15 protein-coding genes are annotated in these 17,829 nt (G+C 71.3%); 10 read left to right on the forward strand and 5 right to left on the reverse strand.

What is annotated here, in order from left to right; genetic code table 11:
• Positions 1-99: 99 nt before the first annotated feature.
• From ACFO4E_RS20085 to ACFO4E_RS20095, 3 genes are all read left to right on the forward strand, one after another.
• A complete protein-coding gene (locus ACFO4E_RS20085; RefSeq protein ID WP_378577041.1) occupies positions 100-1,179 on the forward strand; it encodes a C45 family autoproteolytic acyltransferase/hydolase in 1,080 nt (359 codons plus the stop codon).
• A 611-nt stretch (positions 1,180-1,790) separates the two neighbouring features.
• Positions 1,791-3,635 (forward strand): ABC transporter ATP-binding protein, encoded by a 1,845-nt coding sequence (locus tag ACFO4E_RS20090; RefSeq protein WP_378577042.1) that lies wholly within the window; start codon positions 1,791-1,793, stop codon positions 3,633-3,635.
• A gap of 113 nt (positions 3,636-3,748) precedes the next feature.
• Positions 3,749-5,503, forward strand: coding sequence for an ABC transporter ATP-binding protein (locus ACFO4E_RS20095; protein WP_378577085.1), 1,755 nt, complete (start codon positions 3,749-3,751; stop codon positions 5,501-5,503).
• Between the two features lie 65 nt (positions 5,504-5,568).
• On the opposite strand, the gene ACFO4E_RS20100 is transcribed toward ACFO4E_RS20095, so the two are convergent.
• Entirely contained in the window at positions 5,569-6,504 is a 936-nt protein-coding gene (locus ACFO4E_RS20100) for a Scr1 family TA system antitoxin-like transcriptional regulator (protein ID WP_378577043.1), read from the reverse strand.
• A 355-nt stretch (positions 6,505-6,859) separates the two neighbouring features.
• On the opposite strand from ACFO4E_RS20100, the gene ACFO4E_RS20105 reads away from it, so the two are divergent.
• Positions 6,860-7,150, forward strand: coding sequence for a hypothetical protein (locus ACFO4E_RS20105; protein WP_378577045.1), 291 nt, complete (start codon positions 6,860-6,862; stop codon positions 7,148-7,150).
• A 220-nt stretch (positions 7,151-7,370) separates the two neighbouring features.
• Positions 7,371-9,770, forward strand: coding sequence for an ATP-binding protein (locus ACFO4E_RS20110; protein WP_378577046.1), 2,400 nt, complete (start codon positions 7,371-7,373; stop codon positions 9,768-9,770).
• Between the two features lie 51 nt (positions 9,771-9,821).
• On the opposite strand, the gene ACFO4E_RS20115 is transcribed toward ACFO4E_RS20110, so the two are convergent.
• The gene (locus tag ACFO4E_RS20115) at positions 9,822-10,202 is read right to left on the reverse strand and encodes a TIGR03618 family F420-dependent PPOX class oxidoreductase (protein ID WP_378577048.1); all 381 of its coding nucleotides are present in this window, start codon (positions 10,200-10,202) and stop codon (positions 9,822-9,824) included.
• Positions 10,203-10,772: 570 nt separating this feature from the next.
• Between ACFO4E_RS20115 and ACFO4E_RS20120 the strand changes: the two genes are divergently transcribed.
• Positions 10,773-11,204: a hypothetical protein gene (locus ACFO4E_RS20120; protein ID WP_378577049.1), complete on the forward strand. Its 432-nt coding sequence runs from the start codon at positions 10,773-10,775 to the stop codon at positions 11,202-11,204.
• A gap of 218 nt (positions 11,205-11,422) precedes the next feature.
• Here ACFO4E_RS20120 and ACFO4E_RS20125 read toward each other — a convergent pair whose 3' ends face one another.
• A complete protein-coding gene (locus ACFO4E_RS20125; RefSeq protein WP_378577051.1) occupies positions 11,423-12,670 on the reverse strand; it encodes an FAD-dependent oxidoreductase in 1,248 nt (415 codons plus the stop codon).
• A 103-nt stretch (positions 12,671-12,773) separates the two neighbouring features.
• On the opposite strand from ACFO4E_RS20125, the gene ACFO4E_RS20130 reads away from it, so the two are divergent.
• Both ACFO4E_RS20130 and ACFO4E_RS20135 read left to right on the forward strand, forming a co-directional pair.
• A complete protein-coding gene (locus tag ACFO4E_RS20130; RefSeq protein ID WP_378577053.1) occupies positions 12,774-13,778 on the forward strand; it encodes a helix-turn-helix transcriptional regulator in 1,005 nt (334 codons plus the stop codon).
• 30 nt (positions 13,779-13,808) lie between these two features.
• Positions 13,809-14,276: a cytochrome P450 gene (locus ACFO4E_RS20135; RefSeq protein WP_378577054.1), complete on the forward strand. Its 468-nt coding sequence runs from the start codon at positions 13,809-13,811 to the stop codon at positions 14,274-14,276.
• Between the two features lie 210 nt (positions 14,277-14,486).
• Here the strand turns inward: ACFO4E_RS20135 and ACFO4E_RS20140 are convergent, their stop codons facing one another.
• Positions 14,487-15,839, reverse strand: a complete 1,353-nt coding sequence (locus tag ACFO4E_RS20140) for an MFS transporter (protein ID WP_378577056.1) — start codon at positions 15,837-15,839, stop codon at positions 14,487-14,489.
• Between the two features lie 72 nt (positions 15,840-15,911).
• Here ACFO4E_RS20140 and ACFO4E_RS20145 point away from each other — a divergent pair, with 72 nt between their 5' ends.
• Entirely contained in the window at positions 15,912-16,409 is a 498-nt protein-coding gene (locus ACFO4E_RS20145; RefSeq protein WP_378577058.1) for a winged helix-turn-helix transcriptional regulator, read from the forward strand.
• Positions 16,393-16,698 carry a site-specific integrase gene (locus ACFO4E_RS20150; protein ID WP_378577059.1) on the forward strand — a complete coding sequence of 102 codons (306 nt, stop codon included), beginning with the start codon at positions 16,393-16,395 and terminating at the stop codon, positions 16,696-16,698. The genes ACFO4E_RS20145 and ACFO4E_RS20150 overlap by 17 nt, the downstream gene beginning before the upstream one ends.
• A 121-nt stretch (positions 16,699-16,819) precedes the next feature.
• Here the strand turns inward: ACFO4E_RS20150 and ACFO4E_RS20155 are convergent, their stop codons facing one another.
• Entirely contained in the window at positions 16,820-17,821 is a 1,002-nt protein-coding gene (locus ACFO4E_RS20155) for a Gfo/Idh/MocA family protein (RefSeq protein WP_378577061.1), read from the reverse strand.
• Positions 17,822-17,829: the final 8 nt, after the last annotated feature.

A 17,829-nucleotide genomic window follows, 5' to 3' on the forward strand; every position in this document is an offset into this window, starting at 1 on the left:
CGCCCCCGTCGTCTACCCGATCGGCTGACCACCGATATCGCCCGGTCGGCTGACCGCCGCCAACGCCCCCGCGACGCACCGAGCCTCCAGAGGAGCCCTATGACCGTGCACACCTTCACCACCCCCGCTGCCGGACCCGCCCAGCGCGCCCGCGCGTTCGGGACGGCGTGGCGCACACAGATCGGCGCGAACCTGGAGGACTACCTGCGCCTCTTCGCCGCGGTCGGCGCCCCCGCCGGCCGGGTACGGCCGTGGGCCGAGCGCGCGCTGGAGCAGACCGCCGCATGGGCCCCCGCGCTCGCCGACGAGATCACCGGGATCGCCACCGGAGCGGGCATCGAGCCGTGGCAGGCCGCGGCGCTCAACGCACGCACCGAGATCCTCGCGGCGGCCGGGCACCGCGGACGCGGCGAGTGCTCGACGGCGGTGGTCCTGCCGGGGGCGGGCCGGGCACCGCGCACCACGCAGACCTGGGACTGGCACGACGCGATCGGGCACGACCTGGTGGTGTGGGCGTTCGAGCCGCGTCCCGGGCACACCGTGCGCTGCTTCACCGAGTTCGGGGTGCTGGGCAAGATCGGGGTGAACAGCTCAGGGCTGGGGCTGCACTTCAACATCTTGCGGCACGTCTCGGACCACGCGGAGATCGGGGTGCCCGTGCACGTCGTCGCGCGCCGCATCCTCGACGAGGCCACGACGGTGGAAGAGGCCACCGCGATCGCGCGCTCGGCACGCGTGTCGGCGTCCACGGTGATCAGCGTGGCGACGTTCGACGGCGAGCACGGGCGAACACGCGGCCTGGAACTGTGCCCGATGGGCGTCGCCGAACTGGAACCGGACGAGAACGGGGTGCTCCTGCACACCAACCACTTCCTCGACCCCGCCTTGGCCGAGGGCCAGCAGGAGATCCTGGACGGATCCTCCACCCACCCCCGTCTGGCGGCCCTACACGACCGCGTCACCCCACTCGGCTCCCCCGACCCCCTAGACCGGGCACGCTCCCTCCTCGACCACAATCCGGACGGCACCGGAATCTGCTGCCACCCCGACCCCGCCAAGCCCATCCACGAACGCTGGCAGACCCTCCTCACCATCACCCTAGACCTGGAAACCACCCACCTCACCTACCACGACGGCGGCCCCTGCACAGTGACCCGGGAGACCTGGCACACCTTCTGATCCGCTCGGCCATATCCCACGAAACGGAAACCCGCCGTCATCAACGGCACATTCCGCCTGCGAGCAGCAGGCTCTTGGATGCCAGGAGTGCGGGCGTCGGGACCACCCCCGCGTGCGCGGGGAGCAGTGGCACGGGCCAGGCGGGCACCAGCACGCCAGGGGACCATCCCCGCGTGCGCGGGGAGCAGGCTTGTTCACCTGGGACGATACTCGCGGGATGGCCCGTATGGAACCACTTCGCCTTCGGGGACCACAGGCGCCTGATGGATGCAGTGTATGGGGGCAGGCGAGCGGCCGACTGGCCCGAGACCGTTGGCTGGCGGTGAGTTCGCTCGGTTCGTGGATCGTGAGGCAGCCTGCGGGGCTAAGGGCTCGCTTGCGACGCGTGGGGGCCCGACGCCCGGGGCCCGTAGTGGTCGTCGGCCTCCGAGGTGACGCGGCCTGTCGTGCGCGTTGGAAATGGGTGGCGCCTGATGGTGGGATCGGTTCAGGATAGCCTTACCTGAGTTCTGACCAGTTTGCGGGGAGTTCCATGATCCATCGGCAGTCGGCCGCCGCGTCCTGTCGCCGTTTCGGGGCGGCCGGTTTCTTCAGAGGTGGGGCGGTGCGTCATGGCGGCTGCTGACGATTCCGGGCAGCGTCGGCGCGGCGACCGGTTGTTGTGGCGGGCTCTCGCGCGTAACCGCGGCCGGGTGGCCGTCGGGGTCGTGGGTACGTCGGGCCACCAGACGGCCGAGGCTCTGGTGCCGGTCGCCATCGGCCTGATCATCGACCGAGCCGTGGACACCGGCTCCCCTGGCGCACTGGCGGTGTCGCTGGTCGGCCTGGCCGCACTGTTCACGCTGCTCACCCTCTCCTGGCGCTATGGGGCGCGCTCACTGGTCGTCGCGATGCAGCGCGAGGCGCACCTGCTACGGGTCGAGGCCGCAGGCAAGATGATCGACCCCCGCCGCCAGAACACCGGCATGCTCTCGGGCGAAATCCTCAGCATCGCCACCTCCGACGCCGACCGCGTCTCGCGACTGCTGCACTTCGCCCCCGCGTTCGTCGCGGGGCTGGTGGGGCTCGGCATCTCCGCCGTCGTACTGCTGCGCATCGACCTCGCACTCGGCCTGGGCGTGCTCATCGGGGTCCCGCTCCTGGTGGGGGCCGTCCAGCTGATCGGCCCGGTACTGACCCGGCGCGCCGCGCTCCAGCAGGCGGCCACCGCCGAGACGACCGCGCTGGCCACCGACCTGATCCGCGGGATCGCGGCGCTGCGCGGGATCGGCGCCGAGCACAACGCGGCCCGGCGCTACCGCGACTCCAGCGCCGCCGCGCTGCACAGCACGCTGCGAGCGGCGGCCCCCACCGGCGCCTACCACGGCGTCACCACGGCCGGCGGCGGGCTGTTGCTGGCAGCGGTCGCGGCGTTCGCCGGCTGGGCGGCCCTCCAGGGCCGGATCAGCATCGGCGAGCTGATCACCGTGGTCGGGCTGGCGCAGTTCATCACCGAGCCGGTGCGCGAACTCGGCCTGTGCGGCCAGGGCATCGCACTCTGCCGCGCCTCGGCCCGGCGGCTGACCAAGGTGCTCGACGCCGGCTTCCGGCTCACCCCCGGCGACCACATCGTCGGCGACGTCGGCCGCGTGGAGCTGCGCGACGTGCACCACGGGTCGCTGCGCGGGTTCGGCATGACCCTCAAACAGGGCGAGCTGCTGGGCGTGGTCGGCTACGACCCGCTCGACTCCCAGGCCCTGGTCGCGCTGCTGGCCGGCCGGGTGCCCCCGGAGGACCGAACCGGCGAGATCCTGCTCGACGGTGTCGCCCTCGACCGCCTCGACCTGCACGCCGCGCGCGGGGCGGTGCTCGTGGAGCCGCACGAGGTCGACCTGTTCGAGGGGACCCTGCGCTCCAATGTCCTCATCGGGCGGCCAAGCGAGGTCGCCACCGACGACGAAGCCCCGGGCGCCCATAGCACCGCCACCGGGGCCGGATCCACGACCGGCATCAGCACCGGGACCGGCACCGCGACGGGCTCCGCGACGGGCTCCGCGACCGACGCCGTCCTCGCCGAAGCGCTGCGCGCCTCGGCCGGCGACGAGGTCGCCCGCGCCCACCCCAACGGTCTCGACCACCGCATCACCGACCGCGGCACTACCCTCTCCGGCGGCCAGCGCCAACGGCTGGGCCTGGCACGGGCGCTGGCGGCCCGGCCGCCCGTCCTCGTCCTCGACGAGCCCACGACCGCGGTCGACGCGATGACCGAGGGGGCCATCGCCGAGGGCCTGGCCTTAGCCCGGCACGACCCCTCGGCGCAGGGCGCCTACGGGACCATCGTGGTCACCAGCAGCCCGGCGCTGCTCGCCCGCGCCCACCGGGTGCTGGTGATCGACAACGGCGTGGTGACCCTGGAGGGCACCCACGCCGAACTCGCCGCGTCCGACGCGGGCTACCGGAAGGCGGTACTGCGGTGACGGTCGAGACCCCGCGCACACCCGAGGACGCACCTCCCCCCTCCCCCACGGCCACCGCGAGCACCGCCACCGCCCCGCCCCCCGTTGCGGCCGCCCTCGACAGCGCCCACCGCCTGCTGCCGATCGCCTCGGCGCGTGCCACCCTCTCGGTGACGGTGGCCGGGCTGCGCGGCGCCCGGGCGGCGGGCCTGTGGGCCCTCGCCCTGTCCATCGCCGCCAACGCCTGCGGTCTGGTCGCCCCGTGGGTGCTCGGCGTCCTGGTCGACGACGTGACCGCCGGCGCCGCAGAGGGGCGGATACTGACGCTGTCCGCGCTCATCGCGGGCGCGGCCATCGCCGGCGGCGTGCTCAGCGCGTTCGCGTTCACCATGATCGCCCGTACGGGCGAGACCGTCCTCGCCCGGCTGCGCGAGGACGTGGTCGAGCGGGCGTTGCGGCTGCCCGCGCCCGTCCTCGCCCGGCTGAGCGGCGGCGACCTGCTCTCCCGGGTGGGCGACGACGTGCAGGTGGTCGGCGACGCCGTCCGCGAGAAGATCCCGCTCATCGTGTCGTCGCTGATCACCGTGGTCCTCACCATGGGCGGCATGTTCGCGCTCGACTGGCGCCTGGGACTGGCGGGGATGTGCTCGCTGCCGGTCTATGTGCTGTCGCTGCGCTGGTACCTGCCGCGTTCGGCGCCGCTGTTCGCCCAGGAGCGGGCGGCCATGGGCGAGCGCGCCCAGGCGCTCGTGGGGTCGCTGCACGGCGCCGAGACCGTACACGCCTACCGGCTGAACGAGCGCCGCCTGACCCTGGTCAACGAGCGCTCCACGGCCGCGATGGACATCACGGTGCGGGTGTTCCGCCTGTTCACCCGCTTCGCGGGCGGCATGAACGCGGCGGAGTGCGTGGGGCTGTCGGCGATCGTCGCCGTGGGGTTCTGGCTGGTGGGGGCCGATGTCGTGACCGTGGGCGCGACCACCGCGGCGGCCCTCTACTTCCACCGCCTGTTCGGCCCACTGGGCGCGATCATGCTGACCTTCAACGACGTGCAGTCGGCGGGCACCAGCCTGGCGCGCATGGCCGGGGTGATCCGGCTGCCCGCCCCTTCGGTGCCCGAGGACCACGCGCGGCCGGCCGACTCCGGGATCGAGATCCGCGGGGTGGGCCACCGATACGACGACGGCCCGGTGGTGCTCGACACCATCACCCTGCGCATCGAGCCGGGCGAGCGGGTGGCGCTGGTGGGCAGCAGCGGGGCGGGCAAGACGACACTGGCGTCGGTGGTGGCGGGGCTGCTCGTTCCCGCCGAGGGCGCGGTTCTGCACGGCGGCGTTCCCATGGACCGGATGCACCCCGACGCACTACGTCGGCACCTGGCCCTGATCAGCCAGGAGTCGCACGTGTTCGCGGGGACCTTCGCCGACAACGTGCGGCTGGCCGCACCCGATGCCACCGATGAGGAGGTGCTCGCCGCGCTGGAGACGGTCGGCGCGCGCTCCTGGGCGCTCGGGTTGCCCGACGGCCTGGCTACCGTGGTGGGCGAGAGCGGGCAACGGCTGACCGCGCACCAGGGGCAGCAGCTCGCATTGGCGCGCCTGATCCTGGCCGACCCCGCCGTCGCGGTCCTGGACGAGGCCGGCGCCGAGGCGGGCAGCGCCGGTGCCCGCGACCTGGAACGGGCCGCCGTGGCCGCCACGGAGGGCCGCACCACGCTGGTGGTGGCCCACCGCCTGCCGCAGGCGGTCGAGGCCGACCGGATCGTGGTGCTGGACGAGGGCCGGATCGTCGAGGTGGGTCCCCACGACGAACTGGTCGCCCTCGGCGGCCGCTACGCGGCCCTGTGGTCGGCCTGGCAGGAGAGCGGCCGCCCCCTGCCGAGCGTGTAAGGCGATGGGCATCGGGGCCCCGGGGAGGATCCCCGGGGGCCCCGATGCCGTCACGCCTTCGGAGCCTAGAAACGGTCGACGTCGGCCAGGAACGCCCGCCATTCGGACGCGGGAACGGTGAGCGTCACGCCGTCTCTGTACCGTGTGTCGCGCACGCGCGTGGCATCGCCTTCCGCCACTTCCACGCACTCTCCGCCGGCGGTCGAGTAGCTGCTCTTGTGGAACTCGTTCATGCGATCTCCTCGATCCTCTTGCGTGATTCGGCCGGACCCAGCGCCCATGCTTGCAACAGGTTCGCCGCAGCACCGAACCGCGCCACCTCTTGCGGGTGGTCGACCAGCGCACCCACCCGCCGCGTGCTCGCAGAACGCGACGGGCAGCCGCTCAGCGAACGAGATCAGCCGAAATGCTCCGGTGGCCGCCGCCAGGTGGATGCCGTCCGGGAGTACCTGCACACAGCAGGATTCTGGCATCCGCAGGAGGTACTCCAGAGCGTCGGGGGCGATATCCGGTGCGGCCCGGACCACCGCATGGGGCACCGTGATCGAAATCCGCGGGCCGTCCTCGCGAAGCAGCCGCAGCGATCGCGCCATGCGGCGCTCTACAGCGGCCTCGATCTGATCCGATGTGTCGAGAGGGCGCCCCATACGCAGGATGCTTCGGGCGTAGCCCGGTGACTGAGCCACGTGGGGCAGGATGAACGGCTGAAATATGCGGATCTCCGTCGCCGCCTCGTCCACACCGTCGATCCGACGCAGCCATTCCGGCTGCGCGTCGCGCCGCTTGGCGTCCAGCCACCGCCGGAGCAGCATGCCCCCGGCATTCAGCGCCGTGTCCAGTTCTTGGACCACTTCCCGCCCCTTCGGGGAGGAGCGCCCTGTGGCAAGGGCAGAAATTTGGCTTTTTGACCACCCTGTTCGCTTTGCAAGTTGCGTTTGATTCATGGTTGATTGTTCGATTTGCGCTTTCAGCGCCGCCGCAAAATCGTCGCCCGAACTCATGACCATAAGTGTCCAGAGCCAATGCGGCCATGTCCATGGAGTGCAGAGGAAAACAGGATTCCGTAGTCGTTATCGCAGCAGGGGAGGTGCCGCACGATTCTGGACTCGGAAAGACACCCCGCGACGACGCCACATCGTCCGGGGTACGGCCACCGTCCGGCAATCACGGAGCGACGATGACGATGGACACCCTACCCACACGATGCAGCCGCGTACGCCCGTACAGGGTGAAATGGGAAGAGCAGGAAGAACGGGCCGAACTCGGTGAGCGTCTCGCGCGGGCGGCGTGGCACCCACGGCGCACCCGTCGGGCATTGGCCCTCGCCCGCGCGGAGCGGTCGGGGGCGGCCGCCTCATGATCTCCGACATCCGGCAGGTCACCATGCCGGAACTCCGCCAATGGGCCCTGGAACGCGACGTCGAAATCCGGGAGCACCCGAGCCCCGACCTATTGGGATTCAGGATCTTCTCGGCCGAATGCGGCCACGAAAGCCGCGTGGCGAAGGTCCCCCCGGACGAGCCTGTCGCCATTCGAGAGAAGTGGGACGCCTACGTCCGGGTGGCACTCGCCCGAATGACCGAACCCGAACTCCGCCGCTACCTCGCAGAACACCCCGTCTACGGCTACACCGGTCCACAGACCTAATCGTTGCGGTCAGGACCTGAAGATAGGGACATTCGCGCAGGCGTGGGGCCGAAAATCCAGGCTTCGGCCCCACGATCTGAGGTCTGCGCAATCGCTCCGTGAGCCAGCGCGACGGTGCCAGAGGGTAAGCGTTCTCGTACACTGACCGTCACGTGCTGTGGCCGCTGCCCCCACCCCGGGTGGTGGCGGACCGATCCAGGCGACCGGTGTGGAGGAACGGATGGCGGCCCCCGATGAGGATCAACACCTGGGAGCCCACGCAGAAATATCGGGCGCGGCCCGCGACGTCGTTCAGGCAGGCAGCGTCAGCGGCGGTGTTCACTTCCACGACCACCACGGCGATCAGCCCCGGAGCCCGCGCCCTCGGCAGCTTCCCCGAGGGGTGCGGGGGTTCGTCAACCGAACCAAGGAACTGGGCGAACTCAATGCAGTCCTGACCAACGACGATGGCGACGACCGCTTCATCGGTATCTGCGTCATCGCCGGCACCGCCGGAGCCGGCAAGACAGCGCTGGCCCTACGCTGGACGCACCAGATCCAGGAACGCTTTCCCGATGGGCAGCTCTACGTAAATCTGCGGGGATACGACCCCGGTGAACCGGTCGGCTCGCACGATGCCCTCCGCCGGTTCCTCATCGCTCTCGGTATCGCCGCCGACGCGGTGCCCACCGACACCGACGACGCGGCGGCCCTGTACCGGTCGCTGCTCGCCGACCGGCACATGCTCATCCTGCTGGACAACGCCAACTCGGTGGCCCAAGTGCGTCCGCTGCTGCCCGGCCACTCCCGCTGCCTCGTCATTGTCACCAGCCGAGGACGCCTATCCGGCCTATCCGTCCACGACGGCGCGCACCGCATCAGTCTGGGCACGCTGCCGGAACCGGAGGCGGTGGCCCTCCTGCGCGCGGTCACGGCAGGCTTTCGACCCGTCGACGACGATGCCAAGCTCGCCGAACTCTCGCGGCTCTGCGCCCGGCTGCCGCTCGCCCTGCGCATCGCCGCCGAACGCGCCGTCACCCACCCGCACATGGGACTGGACGACCTGATCGCGGACCTCCGCGACGAATCCGCCCTTTGGGACGCCCTCGACACAGGAGACGAGGACGAGGCCGGGACGGTACGCTCCGTGTTCTCCTGGTCCTACCGAGCACTTCCCGAGGACGTCGCCCGGATGTTCCGGCTTCTGGGCCTACATCCGGGCCCAGACTTCGGCATCGAGGCCGCAGCGGCTCTGTCCGGAACCAGTGTCCGGCGAACGCGCCATCTGCTCGATGCGCTGGTCGGTGTCCATGTGCTGGAGCAGACCGCCCCTGACCGGTTCGAATTCCACGATCTCCTCCGCGTCTTTGCCGCCGACCAGGCCCAGCGTGAGGAACCGCTGGAGGAGCGACAGGGGGCGCTACGGCGCCTGCTCCACTGGTACCTGCACAGCGCCGACGCCGCACAGCATTTCATCACCCCCACCGAGCAACAGGTACGGATCAACCCACCCGACGACGGCGTCGCCCCGCTAACGTTCACGAATTACGACACAGCGGTGGATTGGTCCGAACGTGAGCACGCCAATTTCCTGCCGCTGGTCCGTTTGGCCGAGAAATCCGGATTCGACGAATATGCCTGCCTATTACCTGCCGTCCTTTGGAACACCCAAGTGCCATCCACCAGGTTCGCCACTTGGTCGCCAGCCGGGAAAATCGGCGTCGCCGCTGCGCGCCGAGTCGGCAACCGGGCGATCGAAGCAGCGCTACTGGACTATTTGGGGTACGTACACACCCACTTCCACCGCATGGCCGACAGCAGAAAATTCCAGCACGCTGCGCTGGAGATCAGGCGGGAGTCGGGAGACCTTCGAGGTGAGGCGACCTCACTCAATGCCCTTGGCCTGACCTACCTACGGCAGCGACGATCGGATAAGGCAGAGACCCACTTCACACAGGCACTCGCCGCTTTCACCGAACTCGGCGACGCTCACTGGCAGGCCGTATCCCGGTCCAACCTCGCCGAAATCCACTACCTGCAAGGACGCCTCCCGGAAGCGCGAAAGGGAATTATCCAGAGCCTCGCCGCCCACCGGGAGCAGGGAGACCTTCTTAGCATAGGAAATGCGCTACGCATTCTCAGCGCCATCCACCTTGATCTCGATGAGTTACACGACGCAGTACTCGCGGCAACCGAATCGGTAAAGATTTCCGAAGATCTCCGCGATCACGTTTTGGAGGGATACTTGCTGCTCGACCTCGGAAATGCGCAACAGGCACTCGGCCTGTTCAGCGACGCCCTGGCCTCCTATCAGCGCTCCGCGAACCTCCAGCGCCGCCACGGTTCCCGGGACCGCGAAGCCCGTGCATGGCACGGTGTCGGCGAGACCTACCGGCGAATGGGCCGAAACGACGAAGCCGCCGACTTCCACCGCCGGGCCGCCGCCGTCCACCGCGAACTCGGCGACGCGTGGCACGAAGCAATCGCCCTTGATGGGCTGGCCGAGGCACTGACGAACGAACGTCCTGACGAGGCCCGCGGTCACTGGACCGAGGCGCTGCGGCTACTCGCCGACTATGACGACCCCCGAGCGGTGTGGACCCGCGAACGCATCGAAGGTCGGATCACGGGAACCGGCTGACACCGAACGCCCGACCGAGTGGCCTCTCGCGTCGCAGCGGGGCAGAGTGCCTCACAATCCCACGCTCTGCCGGTCGGGTTCGATGAGGGCGACGACGCGCTGTTCGTCGCGTGAGTAGGGGCCGCCGGTGTACTTCGTCGAGATCTGGTCGATGATCTCCCAGGCGGCGTCGCCCTCGATCCACTCGATGACCCTGCCCCGGATGACGACCGGCTCGTAGGGGTCGTCGGCCGGGGTCAGGGAGAGTGCGACCCGCTCGTCGCGGTGCAGGTTGCGGGCCTTGCGGGAGCGCGGGTGGGTGAGGATCGCGGCGTGGCCGCCGTGGGTGCCGATCCAGACGGGGACGGAGTGCGGAGCGCCGTCGGGCAGGACGCTGGCAAGGTGGGCGATCGAGGTGCCGTCGAGCATGCGGCGCACATCGGGGTCGAGCATCGTGGTCGTCTCCTGCTGTGGGTTGTGGCGGGGTCGCCGGCGAGCGGCGGGGCGTCGCCATCGCTGTCCCGTCGCCGTCGACGGGGATCATCGATCGACCTCGTAGTGGAGGTGGGTGACGCCGGGCGCCGGGACGGCGTCGACCAGGCGGAGGCGCACGTGCTCGGGCAGCGACTGGAAGAGGGGCGGCCGTCGCCGAGCCCGCGCCCGGCACCGGGATCGCGGCCGGTGATGTAGCCGTCGACCGACACCGCGTGGGCGCTGAAGACCTTGCTCATCCTCTCCGCGATCCTTTCGGGGATTCCACCGAGCGAGGCTGTCCGCTGCGGCCATGGCAATCCGGGTTCCCCAAGAGAACCACGATGGCCGGCCGGCTTCCATGCAGCTCACCGACTTCGGCACGATGTCGTGCTCGAACGCCGCCCCTGCGATCGGCGGCCGGCCCGCTGCCGGGCCCCGGCTCCGCTAGGTGACCGAGACGGGCCCGACCGCCGAGGCTCGCGAGGCCGTCTCGGTACTCTTGCCGCCAACCGCGCCACACCACCGGCGCGCCCGCGACCCGGGGAGCCCATGGCGCACCGACACCTCATCGCCCTCGACGCCGAGCACGTCACCCACCCCGCGGCGCGCCGGCTGCTCAGGGCGGAGTCGGCGAACTGCGCGCCGTGCCGGGCGCGGGGCGGCGCCGAGGCGGTGGCGGATCTGGCACCGTCAGGGATCTTCGACTCCCTGCTGCGCGGGTACGCGCTCAAGCGCGCCGAGCAGTGGCGCACCCGCCGCACCACCTACCCGGTCGCCCTCGCCGACCTCCTCCCACCGCAGGAACTGCGCTTCCTCGACCGTGCCACGCACGCGGTGGTGCGGGGCTGCGTGATCGAGTCGCGGGCGGGCCGCAAGGTGGGCACCGAGGACGCACTGGCCGAACTTCGGCTGCTGACCGACGACGAACGGGCTGCGGTCCTCGGCGACGTCATCGACGGCATTCTGGAGGGCGAAGCGTGACCGCCGGCGGTGCGTACGCACGCGCGCCGCCCCCGCGTGCACGCACCGCCGACGGTCGGGCCGATCCCTCCTCCCACCGACCGAGCACCCCTCCCGCCGTCCGGCCCTCGCATAGGCCGAGCACCCATCTGCGGCCGTCCCTCAGGTCGGCCGGGCACCGGACGAACGGGCAGCCAGCCGGGCAGTCGGCCGTACGAACGGGCAGTCGGCCGGGCGGCTCAGCGGGGGTGGCGCAGCCGGGTGGCGGCGGCCAGGAGCGGAATGGTGACGGTGGTGGCGGCCGCGCCGAGCGCGGTGTCGGTGGCCAGGATCCAACGGACGGTCATCATGGCCCTGGCGATGACCTCGCTGCCGCGTTGGCGCATGTCCTCCTCGAACCGGCCGACGGCGGTGGTGAGCGTGGCGGTGCCGGCCGCCACGTCGCGCAGGTTCTCGACCAGGTCGGCCGCGTCCCGGATCGCCGATCCGGCTCCCATGCCGGCGGTCGGCGGGGTGGCATGGACGGCGTCCCCCAGCGCGGTGATCCGGCCAGCGGGCCATGGGGCGAGTTCCCGTGCCCGTGTCGATGCGGCGTTGAAGCGGAACGCGGCCACGGTGTGCGGGGCTGCGCGGGCGATGACCTCCAGCGTGTGCTCGCTCCAGCCCCGCTCGACGAAGCCGGCGATCAGCGCGGCTTGCAGTTCCTTCCCACGCAGGTCGCGCAGGGCGTCGGTGGTCGCGGACTCGGGGAGCATGGCGCCCCAGATGTAGGTGGGCCCGGTCGTGACCGCCATCCGCAGCTCGGGCTTGTCGAGTGCGGCGTTGCCGACCGGGTCGAGGAAGCCGACATAGAGCGCGGCGCCGTGGCGGCCGATCGCCAGGCCCGACCGCGGCCCCAGCCGCCGCCGCTCGCTCGGGCTGAGTGAATCGAGACGCGTCCGGCCGGAGAAGCCGATGATGCCCGCCGGGGTGTTCGTGGGGCCGCCCGCCAGGTGCCGGGCGACCAGGGAGTGCGTGCCGTCCGCTCCAATGAGCAGATCGCCGGTGACCGGTGCGGTGTCGGCGAACGCCACCTGCGGTGCCCCGTTCTCGTCGAGGCCGACCGCGGTCGCCGCCCGGCCCAGGTGGAGGTCGTCGCCGACCGCCTCGGCCAGCAGCTTCCGCAGGGTGATGCGGTCGACGTCCACACTGGAGTCGCCGCTGAGGTCCGGTCCCTGCCCCAGCAGCCGCCCGCGCCGGTCCCAGAAGGCGTCCCGGTCGCGCAGCCGCAGTGCCGAGGCCGACGCCAGCAGCCGCTCGAAGATCTCCGGTGCGACCAGCTCCCGCAGCGCCGATTGGGCCCGCCCGTCCAGCGTGATGTGGTAACCGCCCGTCGCCGCGACCTCGGTGTCGCGTTCGAACACCGCCACCTCGACTCCCCGACAGCGCAGCCCCGCCCCCACCGCGAGCCCCCCGATCCCGCCACCGACAACGACGACACGCGTCATGCTCCGCTCCCCATCACTCATCACTCCGTGATCACTCCGGTCGTCAAGGAGGATGGGGCAGATAGTGGCCGTCGAATGACCACTATCTCCCCATAATGAGACCGTGGCGGACACCTCACGGCGGACACTTCGGCTGCTCTCACTGCTCGCGGCGCGCCACCAGTGGTCGCTGAGCGAGCTCGCGGCCCGGCTCGGCGTCAGCGAACGCACCGCACGGCGCGACATCGAGACCCTGCGCGAGCTCGACTACCCGGTCACCACCGTCCGCGGGCGCGACGGGGGATACCGGCTCGGCGCCGGGCACACCCTGCCGCCGCTGCTGTTGGACGACGATCAGGCACTCGCGATCGCGGTGGCCCTGCAGACCGCGCCCGGCACGGTGTTCGGCCTCGCCGACGACGCGGCGCGGGCGCTGGACACGCTCACGCAGATGATGCCCGCCCGTGTCCGGGCGTCCATGGAGGCCCTGCGCCTGACCAGGCTGCGGAACCACTGGGAGTTCCCGGCACCGCCCATCGACCCCGGCGCCGTCGCCGCGGTCGGTGGCGCGGTACGCCACCGGCACGTGCTCGCTATCGAAACCCTGCGCCCCGACGGTACGCGCCCCTCCCCCGGCGACGACGACTTCGCCCCCGCCCGGCGCATCGAGCCCCACCACCTGGTCGTGTGGGCCGCGCGCTGGTATCTGGTCGCCTATGACCTCACGGACGACACGTGGCGCGTCCACCGCGTCGATCGGCTGCGTCCCCGGGCGACGACGCAGCCCTTCACCGCCCGCGAACTTCCCGGCGACGACGTCGCCCGGTTCGTGATGACCGACCACGACCGGGGCGACACCCTCGCCGTCTGGGAGTACACGGGAAGCGCGCGCCTCGACCTGCCCGCCCGTGTCGTCGCCCGCTGGGCGCCCGGCGGGTCGGTCGTCGAGCACCTCGACGCCGGCCACTGCCGGCTCACCCTCGGGGCGTGGTCGTGGGCCGGTATCGCCGGCATCCTCGCCACCTTCGACACCGACCTCACCGAGGTGCAGCCCCCGGAACTCGTCGACGCCTGCCGCCGCCTCGCCGACCGCTGGGCCACCGTCACCCACGACAGCGGTTCCGCCTGACCTCCGGGTGCGCCCGGCGTTCTCACCGACGTGCCACGGGTTCCGTCTCATCGCCCTGTCCGCTCCGCCCACCGGTTCCGTGGAACGGGCGGTCGAGGTGGTCGAGGTGGTCCCGGAGAACGTCCGCGACCGCTGCCGGGGCGCGCCCGCCGGGCTCGGCCTGCTCCGCTACGCCCACGAGGACGTCGAGGTCGGGGCACCACCGTCGATCGGGGCGACCTGGTCCGGACCTCCAACGACGCCGCCGACCGCGACGAGTCGGTGTTCGCCGACCCCGAGGAGCGCCGAGCCAGCCGCAGGCCCAACCTCCAGCTGTCCTTCGGGCACGGCGTGCACGCCTGCATCGGGGCCGACCTGGCGCGCACCGAACTGCGCGTCGCCTTCCCGGCGCTCTTCCGCTGCTTCCCCGCCTTGCGCCGGGCCACGGATCCCAAGGACATCGAGATCCTGTCGGACCGGCTCACCGGCGGCATCGACAGGCTGCCGGTCACCCGGTGAGCATCCTTCGTTCCCCTTGCTGTGCCCGGTCCTCCGCCCGGGCCGACCGCCGTCGGCGAAAGTCCGCCACGAGGCCGATGGGGTCGAATCCGGGATCGCCCGCATCCCGGCACCCCGAGGTGATCGGCCGGTAGGCCGGCGCGGAGCGCATGCCTCCCCTGGGACGCGTCGCGGCCGGCCCGCCGTCCGGCGGTCGGGAGCCGGCGGAGGTCAGCGTCGGCTCTCGTCGGGTGCGGGCGGTTCCTGCACGGGCGACACTTGCGCGGGCGGCTCGATGGTGCGCGCGCCCAGGTGGGAGCCCCTCGCCATGATCGACAGCACGGCGGCGATGGCGCATATCGCCGCTCCGCCCCACCAGGCGTAGGTGTAGGCGCCGAAGACGTCCCGGACGACGCCGGCGCCGAATGCCGCAGCGGCGGCGCCGAGCTGGTGGGCGGCGAACACCCAGCCGAAGACGATCGTGCCGCGCTCGCCGAAGATCTCGCGGCACAGCGCCGCGGTGGGGGGCACGGTGGCCACCCAGTCCAATCCGTAGATGATGATGAACAGGACCATGCTGGGGTGCACCTGGTCGGAGAGCAGCCAGGGCAGCAGGATCAGGCTGATCCCCCGGAAGGCGTAGTAGGCGGCCAGGAGTTTGCGCGGGTCGAACTTGTCCGTCAGCCAGCCCGAGGCGATCGTGCCGACGATGTCGAAGACCCCCACCGCGGCCAGCAGGCCGGCCGCGGTGGTGGCGGGCATCCCGTGGTCGTGGGCCGAGGGGATGAAGTGGATGCCGACGAGCCCGTTCGTGGTCGCCCCGCAGATCGCGAACGCGACCGCCAAGGCCCAGAACGCCCGGCGCCGGGCCGCGAAGGCCAGTCCTTCCAGGGCGCGCCGGAGCGCGCCGCCGACGGCGCGCGGCGGCGCGGTGTAGCCCTGCGGGTCGGCGCCGTAGGGGAGAACGCCGCGGTCTTCGGGGTGGTCACGGATGATCCACCACACCAGCGGCACGACGACGAGCGCCGCCGAGGCGATGACCAGGGAAGCCGGCCGCCACCCGATGCCCTCGGCCATGGCGGCCACGGGAGGCAGGATCACCAGCTGGCCGGTCGCCGCCCCGGCGGTCAGCACGCCCATGACCAGGCCGCGGCGCCGGATGAACCACCGGTTGGCGATCGTCGCGGCGAACACCAGCGCCATCGCTCCCGTTCCCGTGCCGATCAGCAGGCCCCAGAAGACCAGCAGCTGCCATGAGGCGCTCATGAAGACGCTGCCGCCGGCGCCGAGCGTCACGAGGAACAGCGCCGCCGAGACGACCTGGCGCATCCCGAAGCGATCCATCAGCGCGGCCGCGAAGGGCGCGACGAGCCCGTAGAGCACCAGGTTGATGCTCACGGCCAGCGACATCACGCTCATCGACCAACCGAACTCATCGTGCAGCGGCACCATCAGCGCCCCCGGGGCCCCGCGGAAGCCCGCGGCGCCCAGCAGAGCCAGGAACGCCACGGCCGCGACCCACCAAGCGGGGTGAACACGGTAGGCACGGGGAGCGAGGGCGCGCTCGGGGGATCCTGGCGACATGAGGTGACTTTCTTCAAGGAAGCTATAGGCTGGTGGGCAGCCTACCCGAGATGCGAGGTGACGGAGAAGGCCATGCCTCTGCGATCTGATTGGTCCGACGACCTCTGCCCGATCCGGCGCTCACTCGACGTGCTCGGCGATGGATGGGTGCTGCTTATCATCCGCGACGTACTCCACGGCCGCGGCAGGTTCGACTCGCTGAGCAGGAATCTCGGCATCTCCGAGGCGGTGCTCAGCCGACGGCTTCAGGCCATGGTCGAGGCCGGCCTGCTGGTGCGCGTCGACTACGACAGCGGGGGGCGCACCCGTCAGGGCTATGCCGCGACCGAGGCCGCGGCCGAGCTTCTGCCGGTGCTCCAGCAGCTCGCGGTGTGGGGCGAACGGCACACGGCGATGCCCGCGGGCGGCGGGCACATGGCCATGATCCACCAGACGTGCGGCAACGAGACCACGCAGGGGCAGGTGTGCAGCGCGTGCGGCGACGTCCTGGTCCCTGAGCACATGACATGGGTCAAGACCTGGAAGAACGCGCACGACGACCTGGTCCCCGCCGGTGTCCTGGCCGACTGAAGCGCAGCGGTCGTCGATCCGGCGTCCGCGGCGCGGGGCGCACGGCGGCGGCGGCGATCTGTCCTACCGGCGTACCGCCGAGCCGTTCGAGCGGGCCTCGGGCGGTGCGACGCCGCACCGGATCCGGCACTCCGCGCTGACGCACGCGGCCGAGGGCGGCGCCGGCACCTCCACCCTGCTCGCCTCCTGCGGCCCCGCCTCGGTGGCCTCGCTCGCGCGCTACGCCCGCGTCTCCGCCGAAGCGCCGGCCGCCTGGCAGGCCGGACGCGAGCCGGCCCGGGGCCGCTGAGACCGGCCCCGGTCAGTCGTCCTCGTCTTCACCGGCGGCCTCGCGGCGGTCGGCCGCCCACCGGCGAACGAACACTGAGAGGGCGCCCGTCGATGGGCGGCGGATCGAACAGGGCTCCGCGTCAGGGAAAGACGAGACCGATGTGCCGGCGAGCGGTGTCGAGCGTCCGCATGATCGCGACGGATTCGTCCAGCGGCATGACGTCGCTTTCCACCTGCCCGGCCTTCAGCCGTTCGTGTACGTGCCGGACTTGGTGGTGCAGGCCGCCGCCGGCGTTCTCGCCGCTTGCGCCTTCACCGGCGGCGGGCAGGCTCAGCCGCTCGCCGACGCCCCGGGAATGGACGATGAGTTCGTCAGGGCAGTGCACCAGGAAGGGCAGTTCGATATGACCGTCCGTGCCGGTGATGCGGCCGGTGCAGGCCAGTTGCGACCGTATCGACGACTTCGCGATGGCGATCGCGCCGCTGTCGTAGCCGCTCAGGACGGCGACCTGCTCGTCCACATCGGTCGGGCCGAGCTTGCCCGTCGCTGCGATCCGATCCGGCTCGCCGAGCAGCATGCTCGCCAGCGAGACCGGGTACACCCCCAGGTCGAGCAGGGAGCCGCCGCCGAGCGCCGGATCGAACAGTCGGTGTGCCGGGTCCTCGGGAACGGGAAAGCCGAAGTCCGCCTCGACGGAAAGCACCGTCCCGATCGCGCCGGCGCCGACCAGCTCCCGGAGCCTGACATACGCGGGCAGGAAGCGACTCCACATCGCCTCCATGAGAAACCGCTTGTTTCGCCGGGCCGTGGCCACCATCTCCGCGGCTTGTTCCGCGGTCAGCGCGAAGGGCTTCTCGCACAGCACGTTGCGCCCTGCGTTCAGGAACAGCAGGGTGTGCTCGTGATGGTGGGAGTGGGGTGACGCCACGTAGACGACGTCGATGTCGTCGTCGGCCGCCAGCTGCTCGTACGAGGAGTGCCGGCCCGCGGTCGGGATGCCGTATTTGACACCGAAAGCGTCGGCGCTCTCCTTCCTCCGGGACCCGACCGCCACCAACCGCGCGTCCGGCAGCCGGCCGAGCGCGTCGGCGAATCCGTTCGCGATGGCACCGGTTCCGGCGATGCCCCAGCGAATCGACATGGAACCTC

It is taken from the genome of Nocardiopsis mangrovi (genome assembly GCF_042653925.1).
In the GTDB taxonomy this organism is placed as follows: Bacteria; Actinomycetota; Actinomycetes; order Streptosporangiales; family Streptosporangiaceae; genus Nocardiopsis_B; species Nocardiopsis_B mangrovi.

What these genes read in the sequence shown, in the direction of transcription:
- ACFO4E_RS20085 (WP_378577041.1), top strand. Translation starts at nt 100, where the DNA reads ATGACCGTGCACACCTTCACCACCCCCGCTGCCGGACCCGCCCAGCGC.
- ACFO4E_RS20100 (WP_378577043.1), bottom strand. Translation starts at nt 6,504, where the DNA reads ATGAGTTCGGGCGACGATTTTGCGGCGGCGCTGAAAGCGCAAATCGAA.
- ACFO4E_RS20115 (WP_378577048.1), bottom strand. Translation starts at nt 10,202, where the DNA reads ATGCTCGACCCCGATGTGCGCCGCATGCTCGACGGCACCTCGATCGCC.
- ACFO4E_RS20110 (WP_378577046.1), top strand. Translation starts at nt 7,371, where the DNA reads ATGGCGGCCCCCGATGAGGATCAACACCTGGGAGCCCACGCAGAAATA.
- ACFO4E_RS20155 (WP_378577061.1), bottom strand. Translation starts at nt 17,821, where the DNA reads ATGTCGATTCGCTGGGGCATCGCCGGAACCGGTGCCATCGCGAACGGA.
- ACFO4E_RS20120 (WP_378577049.1), top strand. Translation starts at nt 10,773, where the DNA reads ATGGCGCACCGACACCTCATCGCCCTCGACGCCGAGCACGTCACCCAC.
- ACFO4E_RS20140 (WP_378577056.1), bottom strand. Translation starts at nt 15,839, where the DNA reads ATGTCGCCAGGATCCCCCGAGCGCGCCCTCGCTCCCCGTGCCTACCGT.
- ACFO4E_RS20105 (WP_378577045.1), top strand. Translation starts at nt 6,860, where the DNA reads ATGATCTCCGACATCCGGCAGGTCACCATGCCGGAACTCCGCCAATGG.
- ACFO4E_RS20145 (WP_378577058.1), top strand. Translation starts at nt 15,912, where the DNA reads ATGCCTCTGCGATCTGATTGGTCCGACGACCTCTGCCCGATCCGGCGC.
- ACFO4E_RS20090 (WP_378577042.1), top strand. Translation starts at nt 1,791, where the DNA reads ATGGCGGCTGCTGACGATTCCGGGCAGCGTCGGCGCGGCGACCGGTTG.
- ACFO4E_RS20125 (WP_378577051.1), bottom strand. Translation starts at nt 12,670, where the DNA reads ATGACGCGTGTCGTCGTTGTCGGTGGCGGGATCGGGGGGCTCGCGGTG.